At 58.4% G+C, this 13,033-nt stretch carries 11 protein-coding genes; 2 read left to right on the top strand and 9 right to left on the bottom strand.

Features of this window, described 5'->3' with window-relative positions:
* Positions 1 to 10 precede the first annotated feature (10 nt).
* From GSQ93_RS24295 to xdhA, 6 genes are all read right to left on the bottom strand, one after another.
* Positions 11 to 1,237: an NAD(P)/FAD-dependent oxidoreductase gene (locus tag GSQ93_RS24295; protein WP_158938179.1), complete on the bottom strand. Its 1,227-nt coding sequence runs from the start codon at positions 1,235 to 1,237 to the stop codon at positions 11 to 13.
* 46 nt (positions 1,238 to 1,283) lie between these two features.
* A complete protein-coding gene (locus tag GSQ93_RS24290) occupies positions 1,284 to 1,589 on the bottom strand; it encodes a non-heme iron oxygenase ferredoxin subunit (protein ID WP_158938178.1) in 306 nt (101 codons plus the stop codon).
* 496 nt (positions 1,590 to 2,085) lie between these two features.
* On the bottom strand, positions 2,086 to 2,469 hold the full coding sequence (locus tag GSQ93_RS24285) for a GreA/GreB family elongation factor (RefSeq protein WP_254074026.1): 384 nt from the start codon (positions 2,467 to 2,469) through the stop codon (positions 2,086 to 2,088).
* A 955-nt stretch (positions 2,470 to 3,424) separates the two neighbouring features.
* A complete protein-coding gene (xdhC, locus tag GSQ93_RS24280; protein ID WP_158938177.1) occupies positions 3,425 to 4,027 on the bottom strand; it encodes a xanthine dehydrogenase accessory protein XdhC in 603 nt (200 codons plus the stop codon).
* Between the two features lie 13 nt (positions 4,028 to 4,040).
* Positions 4,041 to 6,437: a xanthine dehydrogenase molybdopterin binding subunit gene (gene xdhB, locus GSQ93_RS24275; RefSeq protein ID WP_158938176.1), complete on the bottom strand. Its 2,397-nt coding sequence runs from the start codon at positions 6,435 to 6,437 to the stop codon at positions 4,041 to 4,043.
* 27 nt (positions 6,438 to 6,464) lie between these two features.
* A complete protein-coding gene (gene xdhA, locus GSQ93_RS24270; protein WP_158938175.1) occupies positions 6,465 to 7,970 on the bottom strand; it encodes a xanthine dehydrogenase small subunit in 1,506 nt (501 codons plus the stop codon).
* A 560-nt stretch (positions 7,971 to 8,530) separates the two neighbouring features.
* On the opposite strand from xdhA, the gene GSQ93_RS24265 reads away from it, so the two are divergent.
* Positions 8,531 to 9,454, top strand: coding sequence for a LysR family transcriptional regulator (locus GSQ93_RS24265; RefSeq protein ID WP_158938174.1), 924 nt, complete (start codon positions 8,531 to 8,533; stop codon positions 9,452 to 9,454).
* 209 nt (positions 9,455 to 9,663) lie between these two features.
* Here GSQ93_RS24265 and GSQ93_RS24260 read toward each other — a convergent pair whose 3' ends face one another.
* From GSQ93_RS24260 to GSQ93_RS24250, 3 genes are read right to left on the bottom strand one after another with little or no spacing between them, the layout of a single operon-like run.
* Complete coding sequence (locus tag GSQ93_RS24260) at positions 9,664 to 10,845, bottom strand: NAD(P)/FAD-dependent oxidoreductase (RefSeq protein ID WP_158938173.1); 1,182 nt, start codon at positions 10,843 to 10,845, stop codon at positions 9,664 to 9,666.
* Positions 10,846 to 10,853: 8 nt separating this feature from the next.
* Complete coding sequence (locus GSQ93_RS24255; protein WP_158938172.1) at positions 10,854 to 11,021, bottom strand: rubredoxin; 168 nt, start codon at positions 11,019 to 11,021, stop codon at positions 10,854 to 10,856.
* Between the two features lie 22 nt (positions 11,022 to 11,043).
* Entirely contained in the window at positions 11,044 to 12,114 is a 1,071-nt protein-coding gene (locus GSQ93_RS24250) for an aromatic ring-hydroxylating dioxygenase subunit alpha (RefSeq protein WP_158938171.1), read from the bottom strand.
* A 416-nt stretch (positions 12,115 to 12,530) separates the two neighbouring features.
* Here GSQ93_RS24250 and GSQ93_RS24245 point away from each other — a divergent pair, with 416 nt between their 5' ends.
* A complete protein-coding gene (locus GSQ93_RS24245) occupies positions 12,531 to 12,845 on the top strand; it encodes a DUF4148 domain-containing protein (RefSeq protein WP_158938170.1) in 315 nt (104 codons plus the stop codon).
* The last annotated feature ends 188 nt before the right edge of the window (positions 12,846 to 13,033 follow it).

Raw genomic sequence — 13,033 nt, 5'->3', positions numbered from 1 at the left:
CCTGAATACGTTAAGAGTGAGCGTGTCGTTCGAGGTGTCGCAACTTGACGTTCGGGTCCGCGAGAGCCTCTGGATCGACCTGGGTTGCCTGTTCAACAAGACGACGAATCGCCCGCAACTCACCTCCGTTATTTACCGCGAGCGCGTACACAATCGCTTTATCCCGCAAGCCCATGAGCAAGGTCTTGTCGATGGAAGTGCGACGCTCGATCCATTGATCCACGGGACCGTCGAGCATTCCCAGCATCTGGACGTTCCAGTCGTACTGGTCAGTCCAGAACCATGGACTTGGGCGATACTCGACCGACTCTCCCAACATGTTGCGGGCCGCGACAATTGCCTGGTCCTGCGCGTTCTGCCATGACTCCAGACGCAGACGCCGGCCGGACGTTCCGAACGGAAAATTCGCACAATCGCCTGCTGCATAAAAGCCGGCAATCGACGTCTGGCAATGCGCATCAACGTGTATGCCGTTACCTGTCTCAAGACCGGCAGCTCTGGCGAGCGCTTCATTCGGCTCCTGTCCAATGGCAACCACGACGAAGTCAAAGTGCTCCGATGTATTCCCTTCGAACGTCAGGTTCACCCCGCACGCCTCTTCCGTTGACAAAATCAGCTTTGCGCCGAGCATAAACCTGACTCCGTTTTGCTCGTGCTTGGCGCGTAGACGATCAGAGAATTCGCGCGGCAGCGCGCGTCCCAGCAATTGCTCATCGGCTTCCGCCACAGTGACGTCAATTCCGCGCGCCCGGGCACTTGCCGCGAACTCCAGCCCGAGGAAACCTCCTCCAATCACGGCTACCGAACGCGCATCGGCCAAGCGCTCTCGTACTCTCATCGCGTCCTGCAGCGTGCGCAGCGTGAAAACATGATGGCTGTCAGGCGTTCCGGGAAGCCGACGCGCTCGCCCACCGGTCGTGATCAGACATTTGTCGAATCCGATGCTTCGCCCGCTTCGGAACGTTGCCGTGCGATGCGTCACGTCGAGTCGTTCAACGCTGTCCGCGATCCAGTCGATATTGCTCGTCTCGTAGAAGTCGCTCGAATGGAGCCACGCGTTGAAGCAGTCGTTATCGTCAATCGCCGTCAGCACGGTCTTCGACAATGCCGGGCGCTCGTACGGCCGGTGCTGTTCATCACCCGCGAGCACTATCGAGCCGTCGAAGCCTTGTGCCCGCAGCGCTTCGGCGGCGCGGCCACCGGCCTGTCCCGCACCGATAATCAAGATCGTTTCCACGTTTAAATTCCTGGCTTGAGTCAGCTTGAGTCAAAGAGCCGATCGCTTAAAGCTCGACCATCACGGCGCCCTTTTCAATCTGGACCTTGTAAGTCTTGATCGGCGCGGTCGCGGGCGCGCAAAGCGCGGCACCGGTCTTTACATCGAATTTCCCCTGATGAAGCGGGCACTCAATGCATCCGTCTTCCAGAAAACCGTCGCTCAGCAACGCGAACTGGTGGGTGCAAACGTTATGCGTTGCATAGACCTCGCCGTCTACCAGGTACAGGGCGATCTGTTCGTTCTCGATCGTCGCGGCATAAGGTTGATCCGCGTTCAAATCGTCGAGGTTTGCTGCGAATTTGAGTGTCATCGGCTTGCCCGGCTAATTGATCAGTATGCTGATGAATTAATCATAGCTCTAATCCGGCCTGAGTCAATATTGTCAAAATTATCGTTTACCCTTGGCGAGCGGCTTTATGGAAAAAGGGTCGTATTGCGGGGCCGACGCGGTTTGTCTATCCGCGGTATCGCCACGGACAAAGACCGGAGTGTTCTTGTCGCATCTGCGGCTAGCCTTGAGCGCGCTGCTCGTGCTCGCGATGGCTGACAAACCAATTAAGGCCAGCTGAGGCTGGTATCGGCATTGTCTATTTGAGAGGGAGAACGGCGAAAGCAGACGAATCTGCCACACCCGAAATTGCGCCTTTTGGTTGCGACCTTTAGCGCAAAATTTGCTGGCGGCACATCAGACGCAGCGGGGTGAACGCGACGCCTTGCGCATCGCATTGCCCGCCCGCACCTTCGGATTGACGCACGCAATAACACGCCGTCCGCGCCGATGCGCGTCTGGATGTGGAGGTCATCTTTTAAGAAACCTGTTCGGGACGAAACAGAATGCGTTTGACAATGTATTGAATCGACACACCACTCGGCGGCCGACACTCCACGGTCTGCCCCACCCGTGCGCCAAGAAGCGCGTACCCAGCGGGTGAAAGAACCGACAGACATCCCCGTTCATAGTCCGCTTCATCCGGATAGACGAGCGTCCATTGATGGGCGTGGCCACTGGCGAGCGCCGTGCATTCGATCCGGGTGTTCACCATGACGACATCTGTTGGTACTTCGGCAGCGTCAAGCAGCATGGCTGTGTCTTCCAGCTCCTCCACGAGCGTACGCTGCTCGGATGAGGCGCTTGACACGCGTGCACAACGCTTGAGCCGTTCCATATCGAGTTCGGACAGAATTGGCATGCCCTTGGTCCGGGATCGCGCCAATGTAGAGGGTTGAAGTTTGTTGAATGACATAGGTACCTCGTGTGTAAATTGAAAATTAAGTTGGATAACGCAATCGCCATCGAACCAATTCTTCTACCGTTAGTTATCCTAGGTGATAAGGCGCCCTAGGCCACTGACACGGAAAGACCCATGTGCGCCGCAGGATCGCTACCGGCCTTCAGGGAGAATCAATGAAGAAACGCTTTTTAACGGTTAAAACCGCAGCTCAAAAATGATGCGCCCAATCGACGATCAGACGGCCACGCGTGCGTTTCCAACGCCGGTTCTTATTGAATCGACGCCTATGCAGCGATGTGAGATGTGCGGGAAAAGGCCCGGTTCGCGCGTTGACTGAAGATCAGTCGTTACGCGGGAGCCGGGCTCAAGGAAGTGTGGACCTGTCCGCCGGACGTGCGCGGCTCCAGTTGAACTGCGTGACGCTCGATTTTTCGCTCGCACGCAGGCATCTTCCGGTCACGACCGGAAGATTGAACACTGTGAGTGAATGAAGCGAAGTGAGAAACACGGTGGTTGCCTAGGTCAAGAGCGCTGGAGAAGAATTAAGAAGCAGATGGCTCATTAAAGCCTGTTTGTCAGCATATTGCAAGCTTCCAAACTCTGAATCTGCTTTTCCTCGCCCATTGGAACGTTCTTTCCATAGCGCAACTTGCCCACTAACCTGCGATCTGATCGAATGCTCGTTGAAGCATGGGCGAAATCGGGGACTCATGCACGGAGCGAGTTGCTGATCCGATTTGTCGTAGAAGGGTTTATTTCGATCGGTGCCGGATCGAGGTGAGAAGATTTTGCTCGGCGTACGTCGCGGCTCGCACCTTTGGAAAACAGCTTGCCGAGCGCTCCCGATCACCGTACTCACAATCACGCCGGGAGGGCGATGCCTTCTGCGCTCCAAACGATGCGCTCAGGACGCTTACGCTTTTTCAGTCGCTGCCTCACCGTAAAGCCGTTCGCCTTCACGCCCCAGGCATAGCCGAGCGCCATACTGTGACAAGGCCCTGACCTGCATCAACTGCGCACAAACAGCGACAGCAATTGAAGCCGGCGCCTTATCCACGATTCCCTCCACGCCGATGGGACAGGTCATCTCCATCAATCGCGCGGGGTCCACCCCTCGATCAACCAATCGTCGCTCGAATTTCACGCGTTTTGTCTTCGACCCGATCATGCCGAAGTAAGCGAAATCGTTGCGTCTCATGATCCGGACCGCAAGTGAAAAATCCAGCGAATGGTCGTGCGTCATCACCAGAAAACAGGCGCCGGCCGGCGCTGAATCCACAATGACATCCTGCGTATCGGTCGCTTCGATCTCTACGTTGCCGGGCACTTCATCGGGAAAGAGTTCGTCGCGTGCATCGACCCACTGAACTACGCAAGGCAGCATCCCCAGCAACTTGACAAGGGCATGCCCGACGTGCCCTGCACCAAACAATACGATATGCGTTGGCGGTGCAGGCGACGACGTCGACACCGTGCTACGACGGCCGATAACAACAGATTCCCGGAGCATTTCCATAGCAAGCCTCGAATCAAGAAGCTGCAGTAGGGGCAGCAGCCGCAGCCATTGCAGCACGAACGGCACCCACTGCTTTCAAGATTTCCTCGCTGGTCGCGGGTGCATTCAACGGCGGATTCACGGTGTTATTGCCGACACTCGCGACTGCATCGCGGATCGCGAAGAACACCGAAAACGGCAGCAGCAAGGGCGGTTCGCCGACAGCCTTCGAGCGGTGGATGCTGTCCTCCGCATTGCGGTTCTTGAACAACCGGACGTCAAACACAGGCGGGCAATCATTGACGGTCGGGATCTTGTACGTGGATGGTGCATGGGTCATCAGCTTGCCGCCTGCGTTCCACCACAATTCCTCGGTCGTCAGCCAACCCATTCCCTGAATGAAACCACCTTCGACTTGGCCCACATCCAAAGCCGGATTGAGCGACGCGCCCACGTCATGCAATGCATCGGCGCGCAGCACGCGCATTTCGCCGGTCAGCGTGTCGATCACGACTTCGGAAACCGCTGCGCCGTAGGAGTAGTAAGAGAACGGCCGACCCTGCATCTTCCCTTGGTCCCAGTAGAGCTTCGGGGTCTTGTAAAAACCATCGGACCACAATTGCACTCGCGCGCGATAAGCCTGCATGATCACTTCGTCGAAAGGGATCGCCTTGTCGCCGACCACAATCCGGTCGTCGACGAAACGCACGTCGCGTGCGTCGACCTGTCCCGATCCATAGTGCTCGGCGGCCAGCGCGGCAAGCCGTTCGCGCAGTTGGCGGGCGGCGTCCTGCGCGGCCTTGCCGTTCAGATCGCTGCCCGTCGACGCCGCGGTTGCCGACGTGTTCGCGACTTTGCTCGTATCGGTCGCGGTGACGCGGACACGATTGAACCGGATGCCAAGCTCGTGTGCCACGACCTGCGCAACCTTCGTATTGAGCCCTTGGCCCATCTCCGTGCCGCCGTGATTCACGAGCACCGAGCCGTCGGTATAAATGTGCACCAGCGCGCCTGCCTGGTTAAAGTGAGTCACGTTAAACGCGATGCCGAACTTCACCGGCGTCAGCGCGAGTCCTTTTTTCAGCACATCGTTGTTCGCGTTGAATTCGCGCACAGCCTCGCGTCGAGCGCGGTAATTGCTGGTGGCTTCGAGCTCGTCCAGCAGTTCGTGAATCACGTTGTCTTCGACCGCTTGCCCGTACGGCGTCACGTTCTGCTCGGTCTTGCCGTACAAATTCCGGCGGCGTACATCGAGGGAATCGAGTCCGACCGAACGCGCGATGTTGTCGACAATGTATTCGATCGCAAACGCACCCTGCGGTCCGCCGAAACCTCGAAACGCGGTGTTCGACTGCGTGTTCGTCTTGCCGCAGAACCCGTCGATAGAGACGTGCGGCAGCCAGTACGCATTGTCGAAATGGCACAGCGCGCGGGTCATCACCGGGCCTGAAAGGTCAGCCGAAAAACCGCAGCGCGACGTCATGTCAACGGTCACCCCGTCGATCAGACCGGTGTCGTCATAGCCGACTTCATACGTGTAGTGAAAATCGTGCCGCTTGCCGGTGATCATCATGTCGTCGTCGCGATCCGGACGCAATTTCACGGGGCACAGCAGCTTCCAAGCGGCGAGCGCCGCGCAGCACGCGAACAGCCCCGATTGCGACTCCTTGCCACCGAAGCCGCCCCCCATCCGCCGGCATTCGACCAGCACGTTGTGCGACGCGACGTTGAGCATGTGCGCGACCATGTGCTGCATTTCCGACGGATGCTGCGTCGAGCACCACACGTGCATGCCATCGTCGTCCTTCGGTACTGCGTACGAAATCTGGCCTTCAAGGTAGAACTGTTCTTGCCCGCCGAGCAGCATTTCGCCGGTTTCGCGATGCGCGGCCCATGCGATCTTCGCACCGGCATCGCCACGCGCGAGCTTCATTGGGGGCAGCACGCGGGAGTCGGCCGCACGCGCCTGTTGCGGCGTCAGGATTGCCGGCAACTCTTCGTACACGACCTCCGCCCGGCGTGCGGCACGGCGGGCAATGTCGTGCGACGTCGCGACGACAATGAACATCGGCTGACCGACGAACTGCACGATGCCATCGGCGAGGATCGGGTCGTCACCGTGAATGATGGGGCCGACATCGTTCACGCCCGGGATGTCCGCGGCAGTGAGGACGGCGACAACGCCGGGGATTGCCCGCACGGCATCAAATGACATCGATACGATTTTTGCGTGTGCCTTCGCGGACATGCCGAGCGCCGCGTGCAGCGTGCCGGCGACCACCGGAATGTCGTCGGTATAGCTCGCGCGGCCGCTGACGTGCAGATGCGCGGATTCGTGCGGACGCGAAACATGGACCTGCGTGAAGTCTGCTTCCAGGAGATCCTTCGCTTCCTTCAAGTCCTTCAGGAACGGTTCGGCTTGCTGATTCATTCTGTTGTTCTCCGTGTCCTTCGGGGTTCAGGAAGCAGTCACTGCGCGTACGTCGAGCGCCGCTTTCGGCAACGGATTAACTGGACGTGTCTCAAGCCAGAATCGATGCAACGTGTTCTTCGCGGCTTCGAGCCGATAGTCGCTCGATGCGCGCATGTCGGACAGGGGCGCGTAGTCCTTCGCGAGCGCGAGCATTGCTGCCTGCGCGGTAGCTTCGTGCCAGTCGGCGTCGCGCAGGACGGCTTCGACGTGCGTCGCGCGCTTGGGCGTTGCGGCCATTCCGCCGAACGCGATGCGCGGATCGCGAATCGTGTTGCCATCGGCTATAAAAGAGAGCGCCGCACACACCGCCGAGATATCCGAGTCGAAACGCTTCGATAACTTATAGGTGCGGAACTGCAGATTCGTGCGCACGCCGGTGCGTGTCGGCACTTTCAGCGCGAGGACAAACTCGTGCTCGGCCATGTCCTTCTTCTGATACGCCAGGTACAGGTCTTCGAGCGGCATCTCGCGCTCGATGTCGTTTCCACGAACGATCACATGCGCGCCAAGCGCGATCAGGCCGGGCATGGAGTCGCCAATTGGTGAACCGTTCGCGATATTGCCGCCGAGCGTGCCCGCATTGCGGATCGGCAGCGACGCGAAGCGTTTCCACATTTCCTTCAGTTCAGGATAGTGCTTCGCGAGTTCTTCGTAGGCTCGTTCCACCGAGACACCCGCACCAATTTCGATCCAGTCATCCGACGTTTCAATCTTCTGCAACGCGGCGATTCGCCCCACGTAGACAATATCGCCGAGATCGCGCATCAGTTTCGTGACCCACAGGCCGATGTCGGTGCTGCCGGACAGAATGCGCGTGGACGGTTGCGCGACCTTGATTCGGGCGAGTTCGTCGACGGTGCGCGGTGCCTCGAAGCGCTGGCCCGCGTGTTCGTAGCGGAATGTGTCATCGCGTTCGAGCGTTGCCAGCGTGCGGGACAACGCAACGACATCGACCGGCGCTTTTGGCGCGGGGAATTCGAACATCCGCACCGCCGCGTCGACGATGGGCCGGTAGCCGGTACAGCGGCACAAGTTGCCGGTCAACGCATCCGATATCTCAGCGCGTGACGGAACGGTTTTGCTGGCGCATGAATGTTCGTGGCCGTTTTTCTCGTACAACGACCACATCGACATCACGAAGCCGGGCGTGCAGAAGCCGCACTGCGATCCGTGACATTCGACCATCGCTTCCTGCACGGGGTGCAGGGAACCGTCAGGTTGACGCAGATCTTCGACCGTGAACAGCGCTTTGCCGTCGAGCGTCGGCAGGAACTGGATGCACGCGTTGACCGCCTTGAACTTGACGGCACCGGCTTCGTCTCGTTCGCCGAGAACGACCGTGCACGCGCCGCAATCGCCTTCGGCGCAGCCCTCTTTCGTGCCAGTGCAGAGTGCGTCTTCGCGCAGGTACTGGAGGACGGTGCGCGTGACGGCTGCGTCGCTGACTTCGCGGATCGCGTTGCGGTGGTAAAAGCGGATGGGCTGGCTCATGTCTCGTTGCTCGCGTTGGTTTGCGCTGCTGCTTTTTCGGGTGGTCCTGGCGACGTTCTAGCGTCATTACGCGGCTTTTTCCGGCTGGCCTGACCGCAGTCTCAGTGACGGTTCGAAAAGTATCACTGTCAATATCTGGAACCCATAGCGGGGAAGATATGCGCGTCATATCGCTGCGGCGATAAGTCACGGCGTGCGGGGAGCGCTGCGGTATGCCGACGCGGCTTTCGGAATGTAATGTAGGTGAAGCGCGCCGCCATAACCCGCTATCGGTGGCCGTAGTTGACGTCTGCGGTCAGCTACGAATTGGTCTGACCATGCGCAATAATGATGACAACCTGTAGGCCACGTGACATAGCGCCCTTCGCATAAGAGGCATGTCATTCACGGCATGAGCCAATGCTGGCGGGATAGGGCGAATTTTCAAACGAGCGCTAAATTGACGAGCGTTATATTCGAATATATATTCCGACCGTTCTTACGCGTCCTTAAACGTGCTTCGGAAAAACAGGTGTGGCGAGCGCATCAGTCAGTTTCCTTGCAAATTACAGTGTGTTCGCATGTCCAGCCAGGAAACCATGGACTCCTATCTGATCAGGGTTCTGCTTACGCTGCTAACCGAGTCGAGCGTGTCACGAACCGCCGCCCTGCTCGATCAGTCACAACCCACCATCAGCGTCGCGTTGCGGAAATTGCGCAAGTTGACGGGCGATCCATTGCTGGTGCGAAGCGGCAGCCGAATGGTGCCGACTTCGCATGCCTTAACGTTGATCGACCCGGCGGCGCAGGCCTTGGCCAGCATCGAATCGATCCTGCATCCCACCACGAGTTTTAATCCCGCGAACACGAACAAGACCTTCCGCATTGGCTCACCCGACTATCTGGATGTCTTCTTCGTACCCGCCGTCGTCAATGCATTCCATACCGAGGCGCCCGGTGCGAAGATTGAATTCAAACATCTGATGACGCTCGACGGTGGCTACGAGCATGGTCTGGAGACGGGATATCTCGATCTCGTCATCGGCAACTGGAGAACACCGCCTGAGCATCTTCACCTGCAACCGCTTTGCGAAGATGCACTCGTTTGCCTGATGCGAACGGGTCATCCGGTCCGACCGGGACAACTGGATGCACACGCCTATCAGGAAGCGGAGCACTTGGCTGTCACGACGCACAACACGACGGCCTGGGGCACGATTGATGTCGAGCTGTCACGCTGCGGGTTGTCCCGGACGGTCACGACCACCCTTCCTTACTTTGGCATGGCGCCCTATGTGCTGGTCCGTTCGAACTTGATGTTTACGACCACGCGCACGCTTGCCGAGCATTACTGCAATGTGCTGCCGCTAAGAATTGAACCCGTTCCCGGCGATGTCAAGGCACTCACCTACTATCAACTCTGGCACGACAGAACGCATAGAAGCGTAGCGGCCGTCTGGCTGCGTCGCCTGGTCGCTGGAGTAGCGAAGGCACTCGTTTCCTGAACGACGTCTACGCGGAGCCGCCTGCGGCATCTTGATCTGATTGGAAAAAAAAAGCCGCAAGCATGGCTTGCGGCAGCGGTTTGGCACCAGGACGCACCCTCGCCTAAAGGGGATGCGACCGTTAGCCGGCAAATGGTCGGTCAGACTAGCTCTTCTATTCTCACGGCCTTCGGAAAGTGGATCTCTATAGGCCCGCGGCTGACATCGCGTTATGAAGTGCCCACGGTCATCGTCTTGATCAATGATGCCTTGCCTTCCGTCGCGGCACCGAGCAGTGCAAAACCTGTCGGTCGGTCATTCCCCTGACTTCGGAAGATGGCCCGCAACGCACTAGGTTGATCAGCCGCTCCCTCCTCAACAAGCCATTCGCCCGCGCCGCCCGACGGTACGATCACTGCCGGTATAGCAGGCGTCTTGACGATGATCGGCATGATGGGAAACTGCACACGTGTCGGTTCACCGAACAAGGTTCGCGCCAATGCCCTTGCTGCATGCATGATAGGTAACACGTATGGCTGCACTTTCCCGTCGATCGCCGCGCAATCGCCGAGTGCGAAGATGTTCTCAACGCTGGTTCGACACCACGCATCGGTACGAATACCCTGGTCGATCTGAATCCCCGCAGCACTCGCCAAAGCCGTGCGCGGTGCAAGGCCGATGGCTGAAATAACAATGTCAGCGTCGATGTGCGTTTCGTCCGACAGGTGCAGACGATAGCCCGTCACAGCGCGCTCTATCGTCGCCACGCTCCGGCCCGGATAAAAGTGTATGCCGCTGGCAAGAAGCTCTTTCGCGAAAGCCATCCCTACTTTCTCCGGCAACAACCGCGACAATGGCGTCGCCGCCGGGTCGATCAGAGACACAACATATCCGGCTGCAACAAGATCGTTTGAAAATTCGCAGCCGATCAATCCAGCGCCCAGTATTGCCACCGACTTGCATCCCTCGAGTACATGCCGAAAGCGGGCGTAGTCACTCAAGTCGTTGATGGAAAGAATATTGGCTGCGCCCGAACCTGGGACACCGGGACGTCTCGCGTCTGCGCCCAGCGCGAGCACGAGACTCCGGTATTTCAAGTGTTCGCCGCTCACGACGATCTCATGCGCCGCGGGCAAGATCCGTTCGACGTGACACTGCACGCGCACGGTCGCGCCAAGTTGCGCAGCCATGGTGGATGCGTCGAAGCTCGCGAGTGCTGCCGGCTGCTTTTTCATCGCAAGCGCGTTGGACAGCATCGGCTTCGAATAAAAGCAACCGTCATCTCGGGTGACGAGAACGATCGGAACCTCGCGATCGAGCTTGCGCAGTTCCCGCGCAACCGTGTAGCCCGCGAGACCCGTGCCGATGATGACCACCGGATCGTGTTCGCGATTCTGTGCGTCTGGTTTCATGCTTGCGTTCATGCCACCACCTGCATCTCAAAGTCCTGCTTTCCGGTGGCACAGTCAGGACATATCCAGTCTTCGGGAACATCCTGCCAGCGGGTTCCTGGTTCTATTCCTGCATCGGGCAGCCCGAGCGCTTCGTCGTAGCGAAATCCACAAATCACGCATTCCCAGATGTTCATGACAAGTCTCCAGAGTGTGCCCTCAAGCGACATACGCTTGTCCAAGTCCGATTTCCGATAGTGCGCGACGGTACGCCCCGGACGAACGATCGGCGAGGATAGGCGCTTCCGCGGTCCGCGCAATTGGCAGATCTTCAGGGCGCTGCAATTCAACGATCGCCCGGTCTTCTTCGAACACCTGCCGGTTGAACGCGTACACCTCTTCGAGCGGCCGATCCGTATCGAAATTTCGCACGATGGGAACGAACAGACGCGTCAGTCGCGCGGAAATGGGACTCGCGGCGTTCAGGATCGAAAGCCGACCACCTTCCGGAAAATGCACGGTCAGGCGCGCGAAGAATGGCGCATCGACTTCAAAGATGCGCCGCCATAGAAACCCCTCCGGCGCACGACGTTGCATCGACTTGGGAAAATTACTGACAGTGCTGACGTATTCCGCGTGCATGCCATTTGGACGCCGCTCAACCGAATACGTCGGGACCTCGGGGTTCGCCCGATCGGCAAAGCTGTCGTGATGAATCCACGCAAAATGCGCAACGTCGATAAACCCTTCCGTTTGCCGCCCGGCTGACGCCTTGATATCGATCGAGGGCGGCAAGATCTGTTGATAACCCGCTTCGTCCCACGCAGGGAACGCGGGCAACGGCTCATGGCCTCCGCCAAGCGATACCCAGACGAGCCCGTAGGCTTCCTGCGCGGCAAATGTTGTCAGGTGCAGCCGGTCGGGAATGGGACTGCCCGTTTGCGATGGAATGTGGCGGCACTTGCCATCGCTGCCATACGCAAGGCCGTGATACGGACACACGATATTGCCGCCTTCGACCCATCCTTTGCTAAGCGGCGCTCCGCGATGAGGGCAAATGTCGCTTGCCGCCACAACCGCACCATTGGAGCGGAACACGACCAGCGGTTCGTCCAGCAACGTTGCGCTGATCGGGGTTTCCTTTACATCGGACGAGAAGGCAACCGGGTGCCAGTAGCGACTGAGTATTTCCCAATCCCGGGCGTCAAATGTGCCGTGACGCGCCGGCCCATTCGGCGGCTGGAATATCAACGGCTGGGATGTAAAAGACGATGCGTTGGCGGATGTCATGCGTGTCTCCAGAAATTGATGTGGGTCGTCGCAACCTGTCAGTCCGGCCGCGTGAACAAACAATATCCGGATCCCATCGCGTCACCCATCCTTGGGAGAGCAACAAGTCTATGTATGAAATGACATGACGCAAAGGAGTGGGGTATCGCAGGATACATACCCGGGAGCTGTCGCAGCAGCGCGCGCCGGATCGTTTGTATCGCAATGTATCTGTGACGCGCATGGACACACAACGTTTCACCCGAGGTGCCTGCCGGACACAAGCCAGATACGTCCCCGCGCTCTAATACATTCACGCCAGCCCTGCATCACGGCGCATTCGAATCTAGTCCAGATTAAGCCCGACTCGGATTCAGCTTCAACCACTTGATACGCAACCGGTGTTTGCCGAAACACACTCTCTAAAGGAAGCAATTATGAAACTCGTTCGATCGCTGATCATTGCCGCTGTTGTTGCCATCCCAGCCGTATCGTTCGCTCAATCGAACGAACCGCTCACCCGGGCCGATGTACGTGCCCAACTCATCCAACTGGAAAAGGCGGGCTATAACCCGGCTAGCGATCAGACGCAATATCCAAAGAACATTGAAGCGGCGCAAGCGCGGATCGACGCCGCGAACGGCGTGTCAGCAAAATCGTATGGTCCGTCGACAAGCGGCACAGCCGCGGCAGGTTCACGCGGGACGGATTCGGACGTGATTGGCTTAGGCCCGATCTATGCGCATCCTTAAGCATGTCCTTAAGCTCAAGTAGGGCCGGCAAGTGCCTGCACGAGATAGATAGCAGTCGGCCTAAGGCCGATTGCTATCACCTTGATGACGACCATGCCCCACCAACTCAGTCATGCAAGCGTAACGCCATGTTGCAGCAATTCGCCGCTGCCACGAAGGATTGAGATGTGTCCGATCGCCTTGCAACC

Source organism: Burkholderia sp. S171 (genome assembly GCF_009766085.1).
In the GTDB taxonomy this organism is placed as follows: Bacteria; Pseudomonadota; Gammaproteobacteria; order Burkholderiales; family Burkholderiaceae; genus Caballeronia.
This window is presented reverse-complemented; position numbering and strand designations above follow the sequence as displayed.